Source organism: Siminovitchia sp. FSL W7-1587 (assembly GCF_037963795.1).
Classification (GTDB): Bacteria; Bacillota; Bacilli; order Bacillales; family Bacillaceae_C; genus Siminovitchia; species Siminovitchia thermophila.
This window is the reverse complement of record NZ_CP150169.1, coordinates 1,430,816-1,447,709: the sequence shown is the minus strand read 5'-3', so window position 1 is coordinate 1,447,709 and position 16,894 is coordinate 1,430,816. Positions and strand designations below refer to the sequence as shown.

13 protein-coding genes and 1 riboswitch are annotated in these 16,894 nt (G+C 43.1%); of the genes, 10 read left to right on the top strand and 3 right to left on the bottom strand.

Going from position 1 to position 16,894, the window contains the following annotated elements; genetic code table 11:
- The first annotated feature begins 366 nt into the window (after window positions 1-366).
- The 8 genes from NST31_RS06690 (at window position 367) to NST31_RS06655 (ending at window position 10,238) form a co-directional block, all read left to right on the top strand.
- Entirely contained in the window at window positions 367-3,849 is a 3,483-nt protein-coding gene (locus tag NST31_RS06690; protein ID WP_339164673.1) for a M28 family peptidase, read from the top strand.
- A gap of 30 nt (window positions 3,850-3,879) precedes the next feature.
- Window positions 3,880-4,314, top strand: coding sequence for a hypothetical protein (locus tag NST31_RS06685; protein ID WP_339164672.1), 435 nt, complete (start codon window positions 3,880-3,882; stop codon window positions 4,312-4,314).
- A 45-nt stretch (window positions 4,315-4,359) separates the two neighbouring features.
- Window positions 4,360-4,911: a signal peptidase I gene (locus NST31_RS06680; protein ID WP_205179119.1), complete on the top strand. Its 552-nt coding sequence runs from the start codon at window positions 4,360-4,362 to the stop codon at window positions 4,909-4,911.
- Window positions 4,912-4,977: 66 nt separating this feature from the next.
- A complete protein-coding gene (locus tag NST31_RS06675; protein WP_077113604.1) occupies window positions 4,978-5,565 on the top strand; it encodes a CalY family protein in 588 nt (195 codons plus the stop codon).
- Window positions 5,566-5,676: 111 nt separating this feature from the next.
- Window positions 5,677-7,101: a M14 family zinc carboxypeptidase gene (locus tag NST31_RS06670; RefSeq protein ID WP_077113603.1), complete on the top strand. Its 1,425-nt coding sequence runs from the start codon at window positions 5,677-5,679 to the stop codon at window positions 7,099-7,101.
- A 193-nt stretch (window positions 7,102-7,294) separates the two neighbouring features.
- The gene (locus tag NST31_RS06665; protein WP_077113602.1) at window positions 7,295-7,882 is read left to right on the top strand and encodes a CalY family protein; all 588 of its coding nucleotides are present in this window, start codon (window positions 7,295-7,297) and stop codon (window positions 7,880-7,882) included.
- A 75-nt stretch (window positions 7,883-7,957) separates the two neighbouring features.
- Window positions 7,958-9,595: a M20/M25/M40 family metallo-hydrolase gene (locus tag NST31_RS06660; protein ID WP_077113601.1), complete on the top strand. Its 1,638-nt coding sequence runs from the start codon at window positions 7,958-7,960 to the stop codon at window positions 9,593-9,595.
- Window positions 9,596-9,650: 55 nt separating this feature from the next.
- Window positions 9,651-10,238, top strand: a complete 588-nt coding sequence (locus tag NST31_RS06655; protein ID WP_077113600.1) for a CalY family protein — start codon at window positions 9,651-9,653, stop codon at window positions 10,236-10,238.
- Between the two features lie 555 nt (window positions 10,239-10,793).
- Here the strand turns inward: NST31_RS06655 and NST31_RS06650 are convergent.
- Together NST31_RS06650 and NST31_RS06645 are read right to left on the bottom strand one after the other, a co-directional pair.
- A complete protein-coding gene (locus NST31_RS06650) occupies window positions 10,794-11,333 on the bottom strand; it encodes a DUF420 domain-containing protein (RefSeq protein ID WP_077113598.1) in 540 nt (179 codons plus the stop codon).
- Between the two features lie 213 nt (window positions 11,334-11,546).
- A complete protein-coding gene (locus NST31_RS06645) occupies window positions 11,547-13,154 on the bottom strand; it encodes a methyl-accepting chemotaxis protein (protein ID WP_077113597.1) in 1,608 nt (535 codons plus the stop codon).
- Window positions 13,155-13,851: 697 nt separating this feature from the next.
- Here NST31_RS06645 and NST31_RS06640 point away from each other — a divergent pair.
- Together NST31_RS06640 and thiT are read left to right on the top strand one after the other, a co-directional pair.
- Window positions 13,852-15,126 carry a DUF3238 domain-containing protein gene (locus NST31_RS06640; protein WP_077113596.1) on the top strand — a complete coding sequence of 425 codons (1,275 nt, stop codon included), beginning with the start codon at window positions 13,852-13,854 and terminating at the stop codon, window positions 15,124-15,126.
- Between the two features lie 52 nt (window positions 15,127-15,178).
- Window positions 15,179-15,276, top strand: a riboswitch (TPP riboswitch).
- 74 nt (window positions 15,277-15,350) lie between these two features.
- The gene (gene thiT, locus NST31_RS06635) at window positions 15,351-15,923 is read left to right on the top strand and encodes an energy-coupled thiamine transporter ThiT (protein ID WP_077113595.1); all 573 of its coding nucleotides are present in this window, start codon (window positions 15,351-15,353) and stop codon (window positions 15,921-15,923) included.
- A 517-nt stretch (window positions 15,924-16,440) separates the two neighbouring features.
- Here thiT and NST31_RS06630 read toward each other — a convergent pair.
- Complete coding sequence (locus NST31_RS06630) at window positions 16,441-16,833, bottom strand: thiol-disulfide oxidoreductase DCC family protein (RefSeq protein ID WP_077113593.1); 393 nt, start codon at window positions 16,831-16,833, stop codon at window positions 16,441-16,443.
- Between the last annotated feature and the right edge of the window lie 61 nt (window positions 16,834-16,894).

Here is a 16,894-nt window from a genome sequence, read left to right as displayed (position 1 = left end):
GCGTGTGGATCACCGATTATTCTACATAATAAACAATTTCTTTTGAGCTGCATTCCTCCTGTTCCTACGTCATTCGATTTTCTCCTGGGTAAGGGGATTTTTTCCTCTTTTTGCATCTGATCGTGCGCCACAAACAACGATTGGTTAGACTTATGATTCTGTATTTTGGATTACGTCTGCGGGTCTATTTTCCCAATAATGTTTATCCTGATTCAATTGGATTTTCAGTCTTTATTCCTGAAACTATTGGAAATTTTAACAAAATTACTAATTCTTAAGCATTGTTTTCTTCGGAATGTAAACAAAATTCAGAATAAAGTGATATAATCTTCTATGCTTAGACAATTTTTAGGGGGAGGGTAAAAATTGAGAGCAAAAAGGTTGTTGTCATTTCTTCTTGCTGTCACAAGTACTTTGGCGTTAACTGCCACTTCATTTGTTATCACCCCATTGGAAGCAATATCTGCAGAACCTGTTCCTGAAAAGGAAGTCGAGTTGGAGCAGGAAATGGCGCTTGTCCAAATGATTGTCCCAGATCAAAAGACATTAGAAGAGTTGGTCGCCAACGGTTATGATATAGCAGGAATAAACACGCGGAATGATGATATCGAGGTTCAATTAGTTGTGAGCCAGGCGGAAATGGAATTGCTAAAACGTCAAGGCCTAACGGTAAAAGTCATTCAAACATCCGAAGAGGCAAAACAGCAGTTAAGGCAGCAGCAAAAGAAAATGCAGCGTCTCCAACAACAGGCGGAAGATAAATTGAACATTTTCAGATCGGATTATTTCAAGAACCAATCGGGAACATTTTTATACTTGGAAGTGAAGTCTAGCGCGGGTCCGGATGTCGCAATGACAGCTGAGTGGACAAACTCGAATGGTGAAAAAGAGACGGCAATGATGACAAGAAAAGTCGATTCCGGCGAGTATCTCTATCACTATGTCTTAAAAGATATTGAAGCGGTTCCGGAAAAGGTCACTATCACAACACAACTGGGCGGGAAGATTGAAACAACATTAAAAGAATGGATTGGTGATGGAACCCCTTCTGAAGATGAGTACTTCAGCGATTTTGTTGATCACTATATGACACCTATTGAAATCACCGAACGAATAGAACAACTGGCAAAAGAGTTTCCCGAACTGGCTGAAATCGTGACGCTGCCTAATAAAACAAACGGATATAGAAGAAAGGCGCAAGCGACAATTGGAAGCACGGTGAATTCAGCGTTCGTTTTGACATCACAGGCATGGGGGCATGAAGGCGGAAACGACATAGAGATCGATCTAAAGGCTCCCGATAAAGCAAATGAACATATAAGCGTTTCTGTTGAAGGTAATAAGATAACCGTTCATTTGGGAACGGATGGTTCTTCCAAGCCAAACAGTACAGCTGATCAAGTCATTGCTGCCATGAATGGGGCGGCCGGTCAGCTAATAAAGGCGACAAGATATAGAAATTCAAACGGGACTGGAATCGTTCAACCAGAATCCGGGATCAAACTCTCAGACTTTTTGAATGCGCCGAAAGAGGTTTCCAGGGAGCCGCAAGAAGTGAAAGCCATCCGAATTGGAAAAGTGAGGGACGGTTCCAAACCGGGAGTATTGGGATACTCGCAGGAACATGCCCGTGAATGGGTAACCCCTCTCGTTTCTGTAGAAACTGCAGAGCGCTTGCTGCGAAACTATCATACAGATGAGAATACGAAAACACTTGTAGATAATTTGGATATTTTTATTGTGCCAAGCGTCAATCCTGATGGCGGGCTATATTCCTTCTACGATTATAATATGCAGCGAAGAAATTTGGTCAATTATTGCGGACCGGAAGGATCTGATTCCGCCAACAGAAATTCTTGGGGAGTGGACTTAAATCGAAATCACAAAGTCGGAACCGTGTATGAAGGCTGGATTGGCGGTTCAACAAACTGCCTATCTGATCTTTATGCCGGACCGGAGCCATCATCCGAGCCGGAAAGCCGCAATTTGACTTGGTTGGCAGAACAAAACCCGAACATTACATTTGCCATGAATATCCATTCACATGGCGGTTACTTTATGTGGTCACCTGGTGCATATGATGCGAATCGCAAGACACTCCCTCGTCCCACTGCCGGTCAGGAAGCCTATTTCTGGCAAGCATCCGAACATATTTTGAAAAGAATTAAGGAGCACCGTGGAACCGTTATTTTACCGGGGCGGACGGGACCGATTCCGGATGTACTATATTCTGCGGGAGGAAACTCTGCGGACACACTTTGGTATGAATATGGGATTTATGCGTGGAATTTCGAAGTGGGAGCTCCATTGTGGGATTCGGACACGAAACGTTGGGTCAGTGTCGGATTCCAGCCGGATTTTGAAGAAGGACATGCCGAAGCAATGGAATTTGCGAGCGGTTTGATCGGGCTGTTGGAAGTAGCTTATCAAAATGCCACCGATGAAACAAATCCTGAATCAACTCTTAGTGTTGAAGAAGGCACATATCATGAGCCGATCGAAGTGACGTTTGAAACAAGTGAACCGGCTACTGTCTACTATACACTTGATGGCTCAAGACCGACATTGGATTCCAATGTGATCAGAGTGGCTGGCACAAGAGAAGGGGCGGAAACGTTAACCATTGAAGAAACGACAACGATTAAATGGTTCTCGGTTGATGCCGCCGGAAATATTGAAAATGGCTACGATCCGGATGGTGAAGAAAATCAATATAACGAAGCCGCCATTGTCATCGACTATTTGCCGGAAGGTGTAACGGCCAATGGCATGAAGTCACTTGTGGAGCGTTTTGAGAAAGACGGAGAGTTCGCCGGTGAAGTCGCTGCCCGGGCACTCAAAACCCATTTGGCTGCGGTAGACCTTTACGAAAGGCAAAAGGATGCGGCAAAAGTAGCCAAGCATATGAAGAGCTTCCATACTTTACTTGAGCAGCAGGAGAAAAATGAACTCGTTTCTGCGAAAGTAGTACGAATTCTCAAGCCCTATTCCGACAAGTTGATTGAATTATGGGACCCGCAATTTGCTTCCGACAGGGCCATGAAACATCTTCAACATTTAAGTGTGGATATTGGTCCAAGAGTTACGGGGACTGAACAAGAAAAACAAGCTGCCCAATATATCAAAACAGAATTTGAAAAAATGGGTTACGAGGTGTCTACTCAAGAATTTGATATTCGCGGCGGCCAAAAATCGCAAAATGTCATTGCAGTCAAAAAGCCAAAGGGAATTAGCAACCCTGAAATCGTCTATGTAACAGCGCATTATGACAGTGTGTCCCGCTCTCCCGGCGCGAATGACAATGGATCGGGAACCTCGACAATGCTTGAATTGGCAAGGGCGATGAAGCATTTGGAGACGACGAAAGAGATTAGATTTGTCGCATTTGGCGCGGAGGAGATTGGGTTGGTGGGCTCCAGATATTATGTCGGCCAGTTGCCGGCAGGAGATATTGAAAGAAGCATCGCCAATTTCAATTTGGATATGGTTGGCACAAAATATGAGTCCGCTTCCCAATTACATGTGAATACGGTTGATGGAAATTCCAATCTTGTTTGGGAATCAGTGAAAGCGGCATCTGAACAGTTAGAGATCGATGAGGGTATATTAAACCTTTATCAATTTAGCAGATCTGACCATGTGCCGTTTCATGAAGCCGGTATTGATGCCGCCCTATTTATTTGGATGGTTCCGGGAACCGCCGGCTTGGAGCCTTGGTACCACACGCCCGATGACAAAATTGAAAACATTAGTCCTGAAAGAGTGCAATTAGTCGGCAATGTTATTCAGTCGGCTGTAACAGAGCTGATTACTCAAAAACAAGCAATTGAGAAAACAAAAGCTTCCTAGTGTAATCGTTTTTTGAAAGGGGTCAATAGGATGAGAGGTTATGAGAAAACAAAAAATTCACATATTTACTTTCTTTCCGTCATCTATTTGTTCTTTTTTATCACCTCTCATCTGATCACTCCGACCAATGCGTATTATACCCATCAAGAAAGCATTGTTGGAGAGATTGCAGTCATTGCGGAATTAGAAGAGCGCGGGGAGCCCGGCGCTCAATCGGAAGACCATGAACAAAATTCGCAGGCAGAAGTGCCAAAAACTGGTGAAAAAGATACACAACACAAAACGGTTGAACAGGTGGAAAAAAAGGAGAACAAAGCAGGTAAGGTTGAGACAAAAAAGCAAACGGACAATGATGCGGCAGCTTCCAGCAAATTCAAGTCTGAAAATGAGTATTCGGATCATCCTGTTCCAACTGACATAAATGAGAAAGAAGAAAAGCAAGCGCTCAATGAAAAGACTCCGTAAATCGAATATGGACATGTTTGCGACTGACTGGGGTGAAACTTTGTGATGAACTGGCAAACAACCAAAAAGGCAATTGGCCATACTTTTTCCACCCTCATATTGCTGATTCTGGCTATTGTTTTATTAAACGTGGCTATATCTAAAGCATCCGGCAAAAATCCGAGCATCTTTGGGTATGAAATGAAAGCTGTTCTGTCCGGTTCAATGGAACCCGGCATTAAAACTGGCTCTATTATATTGATGAAGCAAAAGTCACAAGGGGATCAATATAAAAAAGGCGACGTCATTACCTTTATTACGAAAGAGAATCTCCTCATTACACATAGAATTGAGGAAGTACATGCAAAAGGCCGCTATTTTACGACAAAAGGAGATAACAATAACGGCCCCGATTTGGATCCTGTCTATATCGAAAATATAATCGGACAGTATACAGGGGTGGCGATACCGTATGCGGGTTATATGTTCAAATGGACCGATTCTTCGTTAGGAGCCGCCCTCATCCTGTTTTTGCCGGGAATACTCTTAATCGGCTATGGCTTTTTGACCGTATGGAGAACAGTAAGAATGGCCAAAAGTTATCAAACAATCCGCTGAATAAATAATTTCTTGTTCTCATAAGGAACAATTGTATAAAAATGAAATCTTTTGGGGGAATGAACAATGGGAATGAAAAAACGTATTGGCATGGGGATAATGTCGGCGGCTCTCGGGATCGCGCTTATTGGCGGAGGAACTTATGCTTATTTCAGCGACAGCGAGGTGACAAACAACACCTTTGCGGCGGGTACGCTCGACTTGACTGTCGCTCCGACGGAAATTATCAACATTGAGAATATGAAACCGGGAGATTCTTTTATTCGTGAATTTAAATTAGGAAATGGCGGTACATTGGATATCGACAAAGTGTTTATTGAAACAGACTACACCGTAAGTGATCAACAAGGGGACAATACCAAAGATTTTGCGGAGCATATTCAAGTGGAATTTCTCTTTAACGTAAACAATTTTAATGTTGTGATTTTTAAAACGACATTGGCCGAATTGAAAGAGATGACACCGGAAGCGATCAATCAACATATATTTTACCCCGAGCTTGGGGAAAAAGGACTTCCGGCCGGGAAGGCTCATGATTTTCTCGTTGAATTCAGCTTTGTAGATAACAAAGAGGATCAAAATCAATTTCAGGGAGATTCCTTACAGTTGGCTTGGACGTTCCAAGCGACACAAAAGCCGGGTGAAAAACGATAATTCATAGAGTTTGAGTTTTATAACTGCTTGGGAGTTCCCTTCGATTCAGTATGATCAGATGCTTCACCGCAACACCATAAAGAGATGAATAAATCAAAAGGGAGAGATTCAATGTTAAGGACGCGTGTGTGTTTCATCGTCATAACTTTATTTCTCATGTTCTCCTTCAGTGGAATGGCAGGGGCAGCATCTGACAGCATCGTTGGTTCAGAAATAATGAAATATGATGAAATGGTGCAAGTTTTAGAACAACTGGAAGAACAAAGTGGCGGCAAGCTGGATGTGTTTACACTAAAGGAAATAGGGATTGAAGAAGGAAGAAGTGAGACAGGCAAGGATCTTTATATTGCAAAAATAGGTAATGGGAACAAGAAAATATGGGTTCAGGGACGCATTCATGGAAATGAGCCGTATGGAACAAACGCCACGCTGCGTCTGATTGAAAATTTGATAAATGAAAAAGATGCTTCCGACAAAAAAATCATGGATGAATTAACGGTTTATTTTATCCCCATGTACAATGTCGATGGCGCTGAAAGGAATCAGCGGGGAACGATCCTGTATGACCATGAAACAGGAGAACCGAAACTAGTAGATGGCAGAACAGTTACGGTTGATTTAAACAGAGACTGGGTTGAAGGCGGATTTCAGGCGATCGAATCGATCGGGTATTACAAATTATGGACCCAAGTACAGCCTGAATTTATGATGGACATTCACCATCAGGGAAGCAAAAATTTCTATGGGACAAGTATCCCCGTATCTTTGTCACTCGGCATTTCTTTAAATCCGGGGGGACCAACATTGCCTCATATTCAGGGCGGACGATATGAGGATTTGACCCGCCAGGCGATGGTTACCGTATTCGATGCGATGAAACCGTATAAAGAGTTCACCGTCGACCAATATATTACAGGCGCTAACGTCATTGATATCCGGGGCGGCGTTTCATCCGGTATGATGCTCGGTATTAATTATGAAGGTCTTAATCCGAATGGACACAGCAATCCCGCTGTTTTCTTAGAGACGTCCGGTCAATTTTTAGATGGGGAGCGCGAGCCTTTAGTTCAGCAAAATGTGATTGCGACTCATGCTTTTTTATACGGGCTGGCGTCCGGTGATTTGTATCAAGTCGATCCTGAACGGTGGAATGAAGTGCCAATCCGCCCAATTAGCGGCTTTAACACCGATTATCAGGGGATCATTCCTATCAGTCCTCCCCGGCCGGAAATACCTGTAAAAGTATCTGCGCTTCATATAAAAGAAACGATTGAACGCTATGAGGAGTTGGGGAAATTTACGAACAGCGGTGCCGCGCAAGCGTTGAAGATGCACGCGACAGCTTTAAGCCATTATGAAGCCAAAGGTCAGATGGATAAAGTGGTTAAACATATGGCGGCTTTTCATCAGTTGCTTGACCATCATAAAGATGGCATGACGACTGGAGCCTATCAAATGCTGAAAGGAAATTCCGATTATTTCATCAATCAGCTTCATCAGCCTGACAATGGCTCGTCCGTTGCAAACGCCGGCTAAAGGCAATATGTGCGGAACTTTTTTGATAGCTGCGGGCTACGGCGACGTTTCATCCGGCATGTTGCTTGACATTCATTATGAAGGGGAATGCGGTTGGACGCAGCGCCTTTGAAACGAAAAGTAACAAAATGTCCTGCAACACAAAGGAGCAACTTTCTTTTTGAGATCAAACATTATTGAGGGGGAATGAAAAATGGGAATGAAAAAACGTATTGGTATGGGTATGATGTCGGCGGCTCTCGGGATCGCGCTTATCGGGGGAGGAACTTACGCTTATTTTAGCGACAGAGAGGTGACAAACAACACCTTTGCGGCGGGTACTCTGGACTTGACTGTCGCTCCGACTGAAATCATCAACATTGAAAATATGAAACCGGGAGACTCTTTTATTCGTGATTTTGAATTAGGAAATGGCGGCACTTTGGATATCGACAAAGTGTTTATTGAAACAGACTATACCGTAAGTGATCCGCAAGGGGACAACACCGAAGATTTTGCGGAGCATATTGAAGTGGAATTTCTCTACAACGTAGACAATCTGGATGAAGTGATTTTTAAAACGACGTTGGCCGAATTGAAAGAGATGACACCGGAAGCGATCAATCAGCATATATTTTATCCCGAGTTTGGGGATAAAGGACTTCCGGCCGGGGAGATTCACGATCTTGTCGTCAAATTCAACTTTATGGATAACGAAGAGGACCAAAACCAATTTCAGGGAGATTCCTTACAGTTGACCTGGACATTCAACGCAACGCAAAAGCCGGGTGAACAGCGATAAGAAATAATTGGAGCAGGGTTTTCTGCTCCAATTTAGCTGAACTGTCATTGAATGATGATCGAAGGAGGCTTTTATATGAAGTCAGGCCGCTTTGGAAGATCTATTTCCCTTTTCATCATCTTTTTTCTATTAATGGGATTTTCACCAAAAAATTCAGCTTTTCAGACTGTGAATCTGATAGATTCACCTGTTGCGACTCAAGATAAAGATGATATTAGTATTGCCAACATGAAAGCTCTTATGGAGATTTTTCAAAAAGATGGGGAATTTTCCACTCCGGAAACTTATCGTGCATTAAGCACCCATATGACTGCAGTGGGACATTATGAGGAACGAAAGTTATATAAGAAAGCGATCAAGCATATGGAAAGCTTTCACATTTTGTTACACAAACACCTCGAAAACAAGCATATTTCCGATCATGCGGCAAATATTTTAAAAGAGTATGCGGATGCCTTAATAAAAAAGTGGGAAGCCGTTTTTGACTCTGAGCGAGTCATGGATCATATACGGGAATTAAGTGCAGGAATTGGGCCGCGGGTTGCCGGAACGGAAGAAGAAAAGAAAGCGGCGGAATATTTGAAAAAGCAATTTCAAAGCTTTGGCTACGATGTTTCCATTCAAGAGTTTCCCATTAACAATCGAGTGGAAAGGACATTGCGCATTTTAACTGATAAAAACAAGGAACTCCCGGTGGGAGCGGCGAGTGGATCGGCCACAACAGATGAGCATGGCATTACAGCCGAATTATATTATGCGAATCATGGACTTTCTGGAGACTTTTCTGATGAAGCAAAAGGGAAAATCGCATTAGTTCGAAGAGGTGAGAATACTTTCTGGGAAAAAGTGCAGAATGCAACGAATGCGCAAGCGGCAGGGGTCATCATTTATGATCATGATGAAAGCCTTGCTCCACTCCGTCCGACGCTAAATAACAACAGCACCATTCCGGTTGTGGGTGTTACAAAAGTGGATGGCGAATCATTACGGGAGCAGCTTTCAAAAGGGTCGGCAAAAGCGAATCTCATCATTCGCACCCATACAAATCAAACATCACAAAATGTGGTGGCGGTGAAAAAGCCGTCCGATGTTACAAATCCTGAAATCGTTTATGTTACGGCTCATTATGACAGTGTTCCTTATTCGCCAGGAGCCAATGACGATGGCTCCGGGACTGCCGCTATTGTTGAGATGGCTAGGATGATGAAAGACTTGCCAACTGATAAAGAGCTGAGGTTCATTGCTTTTGGCGCGGAAGAAATCGGTTTGGTCGGTTCGCATTATTATGTTGATCACTTGCCAAAAGAAGACCTTGATCGTAGCGCGATTCATTTCCAGATGGAGATGATGGGCGCAAAATATGAACCGGCCTCATACCTGGCCTTTAATACTGTGGATGGCGAACCTAATATCGCTTGGGATTATATGAACGCCGCATTTGACAAATGGGGGAAAGATAAAGAAAAACTGATCCTGTTTCAGAGAGGGTTGTCAGATCATGTTCCATTCCACAATGCGGGCATAACGGCCGTATGCTTTAATATGGGAACCGCCAATGGCGGATTGGAGCCGGAGTATCACACGTCATATGACACGATCGAAAATATCAGTCCGGAAAGGCTCCAATTTGCAGGGGATATGATAAGTACGGCTATATTGGATTATGTGGCGGATCATCATCCCCAACAAACTCATTTAAAGGATGCTTCATAATGGCAAGATGGACTCTATCTTGATCTCTGGGGAGATGGAACGAGGGGGGAAAAGAATGGGTAATCAAAATAAACTCGGCATTGGCCTAATGTCGATCTTGCTAGGCATTTCATTAATAGGAGGAGGAACGTACGCTTATTTCAGTGATCATAAAGTCTCTGATAACACATTTGCATCGGGAACTCTTGATTTGTCTGTGAACCCTGAAACACTCATTCAAGTAAAAAATATCAAGCCCGGAGATTCTTTTCTCCGTGACTTTAAATTGGAAAACAAAGGTTCTTTGGACATTGGAAAAGTGATCATCGAGACAGACTATGAGGTTATTGATGCAAAAGGTGACAATACAGAAGATTTTGGTGAACATATTTCAGTAGAGTTTTTGTTGAATATGGATAAACACAATCAACCTATTTACAAAACGACACTGGCAAGATTAAAAAATATGACCCCGGATGCTGTTGCTACAAATATTACGATTCCCGCTTTTGGTGAAGAGGGGTTGCCCATTGGTTCCAGTGACCGCCTTGTTGTAAAGTTCCAATTTGTTGACAATGGCCAAGATCAAAATCAATTTCAGGGTGATTCATTGAATTTGGGATGGACGTTTATAGCGGTTCAAGCGGACGGGACTGATCATTAACAGTTAGAGGAAAAAGTGTACTCACATTGTTTCGAGTACGCTTTTTTCTGATTGAACAAGACTCACGTCAATATAAAAAGGGGTTCTAGTAAATGGATGAGGGGCATTTTTTCACCACAATTGTTGCCGGATACTGTCGCAAGAGGTTTCTGATGCGGTTGCATGGAAGAAAAAATTCCCATTACTCCCCGGCGCCGATCTGCATGCCGGTACTGTTTCGATTGGAGGTCCTTTTTATCTTTGGAAACAGTTTGACTGTATCAACCCGTTGAAAAATTTTTATCCCCCGATCCGAGTAAAGGGACTATGAATGAAAACTCCGCAAGGGATGGGCGACTTACAATATGGTAGTGAACCTTAACCTTGAACGTCGTGCTGCCTTTCGGGGAACAGGCGGTAAACAAGCCGAGGAAGCTGAAGAGACCTGTGGAAAGCGGAATATGTTGACGTAGCGATGATAGGTATTTTTTTAACACAAATAAACCGAACAATTATAAATGAATTGTTCGGCTTTTGCTATTTCGTATTTGCTTGTGTCCCAGTCTCATTTTCTTGTTAATAATATGGAGAAATCATGACATATACGAGTACGCCTGTAAGACTGACATATAGCCAAATCGGCATTGTCCAGCGGGCTATTTTTTTGTGGCGCTCATTTTCCATGTTCCAGGCGCGAGCGACGCTTGTTAACGCCAGCGGCACGATGGCAGCCGCCAGTAGCACGTGGGAAATGAGTATAAAATAATATAAAGCCGCCATCCAGCCCGTTCCTCCATACGAGGTGGAGGGAGCTAAAAAGTGATACGTGACATACGTGATGAGGAAAAGAAATGTCGTTGTGAAAGCAGCGTAAATAAATCTGCGGTGAACGGTGATATTCCGCTTTAAAATGGCGATAAGCGCCGAAAATAAAAATATAAACGTAAAGCTGTTTAAAATGGCGTTTATCAACGGGAGAATGGTAACATCAAACGCATCGAAGTTTTCCACTCCCGGCAGTCCGAATAGAATACCGATTGCTCCGATCAAGATGATGGTAATCGCCGTGATAGCAGGACGATAGTTTCGTTTTTTGTATACAACGGGGTTATTCATAGCTTGACACACTCCGTCACTTTTTATGTTTAGTGTATCATAATCTTTTTACCAGGGCGCAACGGGACGAAAAGGTTCACATTCTTTTCATGAATGATCGTGAAACGAAACAACAAGAGAAGAGGGTCCCTGGCTGTCAGACTTCTAACTTGTTAAATGGAAGAGGGCGTCCAAAGGTCGAAAAGTTGACTTCGGGGACGCCCTCAGAATAGATTATATTTTTTTGTCTAGCTTAAAGGTTGCAACCGAGGCATTTAGCTCCTCAGCCAGTTCAGTTAAAGCATTGGCTGTTGAAGCAGTTTCCTCACTGCTGGCAGCGGCTTCTTCTGTTGTGGCTGAAATGCTCTCAATATAGGAGAGTATTTCGGATGTCTGGGCAGATTGCTCTTCACTGGCGCTGGCAATTTCTGTTACTTTATTCCCGGTGTCATTAATCATTTGAATAATATTTTCGAAGGCCTCGCCGGATTGCTTTGTTGTCGCGACTCCTTCTTCAACGGATTTCACACTAAGGATAGTGGCGTCTTGCATATGTTTAATAATGTCGGATATTTCACTTGTTGCCTCACTGCTTCGTTCCGCCAGCTTGCGGACTTCGTCGGCTACTACGGCAAATCCGCGACCTTGTTCTCCCGCCCTCGCTGCTTCTATTGCTGCATTTAGAGCAAGAAGGTTTGTTTGATCGGCAATATCATTGATGACTTCTATAATTTCGCCAATTTTATTGGAATCTTCTTCGAGTGCGGACATTTGGACGCTCACCATATTGGCTCCCTCGACAGAGGAGTGGACGACTTGTTCTCCTTCTTGGGCAATTTTAATCGTCCTATTTGAATATTCCGCGGCTTGTTCCGTATTTTGGGCAATGGAGGCAATGGCAGCCGCCAATTCTTTAAATAATTCGTTGATCGTTTGCGCGGCATTCGCCTGATTTGTACTGGCGCTGGCGACTTCTTCAGTGCTGGCTGAAAGTTGCTCGGCGGAAGCTGATAAATTTTCTGAAGCACCTAAAATGTTTTGAATAGTGGCCCGCAAATTTCCAATCATCTTGTTTACAGAGCGGGCGAGAATTCCGATTTCATCTTTAGCCTGTATATCGACTGTTTCGGATAGGTCACCGTCAGCTACTTTTTCCACTAAATCAGCCACTTTTCCAAGTGGACGAGAAATGATTCTGGCAATGAAGATGCCGAACAATATACTTAGTAAAAAGATAAAAGCAATAATGCCTATCGTTATCATGAATGTAGTGGAATATACTTTTTGCGCGTCCTTTTGGGCTTGTTCGGCAGCAGCAGCGTCCATGTCCATAAGGTCATTCAATTCATTGATCAGCCCATTTTGAATATTTAGCAATCCGCCATTAAGGCTTAACAAATATTCTTCGCTTTTTCCTTCCGTCGCCAATTGGAGGGCGCGATCATATGAATTGTTGTGTGATTCCCAAATATTATTAAATCTGTATACTTTACTTTCCTGTTCTTCTGTTAATTCGCTTTTACTGTATGCGCTAACATGTCCTTCAATTTCTTTTCTGATTCTCTTAATATCTTCAACTAACTTTTCGGTTTCTTGTTGTGTCTTCGTCAAATACAAATCCCTGCTGGCCAATCTCAATTGTTGGACTAAATCCCGGGCTTCCGCCACTTCTTGTATTGGTTTCAAGTTATTGTTATACATGTTGGAAATGGAATGATTTAATGTGTTCATTTGAGTCAACCCGACCACTCCGGTTCCCACTTGAAGCAATGCGAGAATAAGGAAAGCTGTGATCAATTTTACTGCCGTTTTTAAGTTTAAAAACCAATTAAAAATCTTCATCTTTATTACACCAACCCCTACATAATATGAAAATAATATTTACTGTTAATAATGGTTAAAAAGGATGATTTAACCTTTTCGCATCACCTCTAAATGATCCATGTAAAGGAACGACCGTTCTTATTAGATGTATGGGGTCAAATGGAGGAAGGCGCCGTTGTTAACGAAGGCTTTGTTTGCTCCGGCTCCTCATTCGACAAAATTTAGCAAAAAATTCAGTTCCTACATTATATTTAATCGGCATAAATGTTAAAAAATGAAGTCATCTCATGAAAGAAGTTTTTCATCATGTGATGAGAAGTAAATAAATGTAAATGTATGGATATAAATTGGGGATTACTGTAAATGTTTTCCAAATATATTTTCTGAATTGGAGTTTTTCCCTATAAAGGTTTCTCTTCGCCAATCTGCCATTCTTTAATGTTCCTACCAGTCTCTCATGTATTGTTCTGAATTGCTATACAAACCGATCGATTTCGATCATATGGGACTGAAACGTACATTTTATTCACCAAAGAGGGATACCCAGCCGAAGAAAATCTTTGTTAGAACCAAAGTTTCGACGTTTCCCGGTATCGCGGAGTTGACTTCTCTTCTTTACAGTGCGATTGTGCGCTTATTACGGCCAAATTTCAGAAAGTGTTGTCGGTTATATTTTTGGGTATTAAATAATGAACTTCAACTAGGGGGTGACTCTATGGTCAAACGGTCTTTTGCTGCATTGGCGAGTCTGGCCGGAATCCTTATGTTTGTTGCCAAACGGCGAAAGCGATCGGTGCCGAATCTGCCTGACATCCAGCTTGAGTCTATTGAGCAATCCACGAACGCCATCACGTTTCGTTGGAAAGAAGGAATAGGCTTCTACCGTTTGTACAGAGAAGGTCAGTTAATATACAGCGGTTCCGACATTTGTTTTTCGGATAAGGGGCTGGACCCGGCAACGAGTTATTTATACACCGTGGAAATGATGGAAATAACATCTGGACCAGTAAAAATCCAAACAGCGACAAAGCCGGAAAAAAATGATGAAAGTAATATTCTTAAGGATCTCATCGTAACGACTGTTGTATCGCGTTCGCTTATCAGTTTGGGTTGGGAGCCCATATCCGGGGTCAGTGAATATATAATCAAGCGCAATGGAGAAAAGCTTGCATGTGTTACAAATTGCTTTTACACGGACAAAACTGTCCGGCAGGATGCCGAGTATACATACTCGATCGAGGCGGAGCGAATCCTTCCGTATTCGGAAGAGGATTTAAATGAACCAAAATTTTTGGCGGCGGGAATCATCGGATTTTTTAAACGAGGGCGAAAAAGGGAAAAAGACGCCACGATGGAGAGGTTCCGGATGACAAAAAAGATTCGTGCCATTGAACAAGTTTTACAGTCAAATGGAAAGGATTCCGAAACTGATTGGCGTTTTCTTTATCAAACATTTTTAAACAACAAGTGGATAAAAAACCCCAACTTTTTTTCTCCGTATCGTTATTTTCAAGGGGACAATCGGGGGTTTGATCCCCATTCTTCCAATTACAGAACGAAAGCAGAAGTCCATGTGCGGCTTGGTGGAGGAACTCCGCACATACAGTTTGAGAAAGATGTGGGAGAAACGAGGGGATACGGATGGACGAAAAGAATGAAGGATAGAGCAACAGCATCCAGTGAGGGCATGGAAGTGGAAGAGATCGAGAAATCCAGTGAAAAAGCGATGTTTCGGCTTACACATTCCGTGAAAAACCCGCTTGTTGTTTCCCCGGCTGTCGACTATGAAGTTTGTGCCACTTTTTGGCGGGATGGTTTGTATGATATTTCCGGGAAGCATGATCAGTCGCCTCACCATGAAGTATATGTTCAATCGGACGCTCAATCCCAAGCAGTATGGGAGCCTGTCCATCAGGCGCAGGACCAAGGCCTGGAATGGATGTCGGGGACGATGGCTTCACAGTATTGGCGGGTATCAAACTTGCAATAACAAATATTGAAATTTTTCAAAAAAAGATTACAATAAAGGATAGTAGTTGAATCGGCGTGCCAGGGGGAGCTTTTGGCTGAGAGTGGATTCGTTCCAGACCCTTAGAACCTGTTGGTTAATTCCAGCGCAGGGATGGTTATTTGAGGTGTGAAGGCAATGGAGTATTTCATTGTCTTTGTTCCCCTATGGTTACGGTCGGTTATTACATCATAGGGGGTTTTTTTATGGGAAAAAAGATGTCTTTACGCATTTTGATCGAGGTAGCGATCTTTGCGGCATTTGCGATGATGCTGGACATGATTCCATCGATTCAGGTAACGCCGGCGATCAAATTTTCGTTTGCCATGGTGCCTATTTTTATTGTGGCGCTTCGTTGGGGGGCTAAAGCCGGTTTTGCTGCAGGTTTTTTGTGGGGGATGTTGCAAGTAGTTTCCGGGGAAGCCGCGGGACAAATATTAACGCCTCTGCAAGGATTCATTGAATTTTTCGTTGCTTTTAGCTTTGTTGGAGCGGCAGGATGGTTTGCGCCTGCAGTGCAAAAGGCTGTAAGGTCTGAAGGAAAAACAAGGCTCGTACTGCTCTTGTTTGCAGCGATCTTTGTTGGCGGCTTTGCCAGATATACTTGGCATTTCATAGCCGGAATCATTTTTTGGGGTAAGTTTGCACCTTCGGGTCAATCCGCTTTTCTTTATTCACTGATTTCCAACGGCACTTCTTACATTATCTCTTCATTGGCATGTTTTATCGTGATCGCTTTGCTCGTCACAACGGCGCCCCGTTTGCTTCAAGTAAAATAATGGAAAAGGTAGAAAGCAGCGGCACAACCCACGGCCAAAGGGCTTGCTGCTTATTTTTTGTGAAAGTGAAAGTTCGGCTAAATCGTGTACTAGGGAATACGGAGGCTTCTATGATTAGCTTGTGAAGGATTTAGAAAAAGAATGATCGGGGGGCGAAGAAAAGGTCGTCAGAGGGGAAGTCCGCTCCCTCTCCCCGACTTGAAAGCGCAATATTGCTCTTGGCCCCGGCAAGGGCATGCCAACGGCGGCTTCATGACAAGACCGCTTTGGTGCTTTCCGGCGGTTGTATTCAGGGGGGAATGTTGGGAATATCGGCCCGAACAGTTTGAGCTTGGTCAAACGCCTGTCAAGTTGTATTCAGGGTGGAATGTTGGGAATATCGGCAGACAAACAGCCTCTTTCAAGAGTCTGGAATGAAAATAAAGCAAAAGTCGGAGGGAGCGCCATTTGAGCGAACCCCCTCCGGCCAAGTGCCGCTTTTGAGTCAAATCCGAAGTGGATGTGACAAGTTCTTTTGCTACGATAAAAATCGGGCGCGTATATCCGGCGGCGGAAGCATACAGCTTTCTTTTTTGCCAAACCATTTGTAACGGTTTTTCGCAATCAAGTCATAAAATAGATTGCGGATTGGATAAGGAGCGACCATCAATGGATATAACCATTTCCAAGGTGCGTTCAAATGGCTGCATATCCGCAGTGCTGCTGCCGATTTATAGTACACTTTGTTTTCGTCGATTAACATCATGCTGTCGATATGGGCAGGTACATCCTGGGCTTTTAATAATTTTTGGCCGATGTCGCTTTGTAAAGAAGCAAAGTGAATCTTTCCTTCTGGATCGTTTTGAATGATAAATTGGACACTGGCATCACAAAAATGGCACTCGCCGTCAAACAATACGATGGGATGCATCTTAACACCTCTTCCAAATGGAATCTCTTTTTACTTTAACCGATTTGGCGAAATTGAAACA

What these genes read in the sequence shown, in the direction of transcription:
- NST31_RS06675 (WP_077113604.1), top strand. Translation starts at nt 4,978, where the DNA reads ATGGGAATGAAAAAACGTATTGGCATGGGGATAATGTCGGCGGCTCTC.
- NST31_RS06640 (WP_077113596.1), top strand. Translation starts at nt 13,852, where the DNA reads ATGGTCAAACGGTCTTTTGCTGCATTGGCGAGTCTGGCCGGAATCCTT.
- NST31_RS06685 (WP_339164672.1), top strand. Translation starts at nt 3,880, where the DNA reads ATGAGAGGTTATGAGAAAACAAAAAATTCACATATTTACTTTCTTTCC.
- NST31_RS06645 (WP_077113597.1), bottom strand. Translation starts at nt 13,154, where the DNA reads ATGAAGATTTTTAATTGGTTTTTAAACTTAAAAACGGCAGTAAAATTG.
- NST31_RS06680 (WP_205179119.1), top strand. Translation starts at nt 4,360, where the DNA reads ATGAACTGGCAAACAACCAAAAAGGCAATTGGCCATACTTTTTCCACC.
- NST31_RS06650 (WP_077113598.1), bottom strand. Translation starts at nt 11,333, where the DNA reads ATGAATAACCCCGTTGTATACAAAAAACGAAACTATCGTCCTGCTATC.
- NST31_RS06670 (WP_077113603.1), top strand. Translation starts at nt 5,677, where the DNA reads ATGTTAAGGACGCGTGTGTGTTTCATCGTCATAACTTTATTTCTCATG.
- NST31_RS06630 (WP_077113593.1), bottom strand. Translation starts at nt 16,833, where the DNA reads ATGCATCCCATCGTATTGTTTGACGGCGAGTGCCATTTTTGTGATGCC.
- NST31_RS06665 (WP_077113602.1), top strand. Translation starts at nt 7,295, where the DNA reads ATGGGAATGAAAAAACGTATTGGTATGGGTATGATGTCGGCGGCTCTC.
- NST31_RS06655 (WP_077113600.1), top strand. Translation starts at nt 9,651, where the DNA reads ATGGGTAATCAAAATAAACTCGGCATTGGCCTAATGTCGATCTTGCTA.
- NST31_RS06660 (WP_077113601.1), top strand. Translation starts at nt 7,958, where the DNA reads ATGAAGTCAGGCCGCTTTGGAAGATCTATTTCCCTTTTCATCATCTTT.
- thiT (WP_077113595.1), top strand. Translation starts at nt 15,351, where the DNA reads ATGGGAAAAAAGATGTCTTTACGCATTTTGATCGAGGTAGCGATCTTT.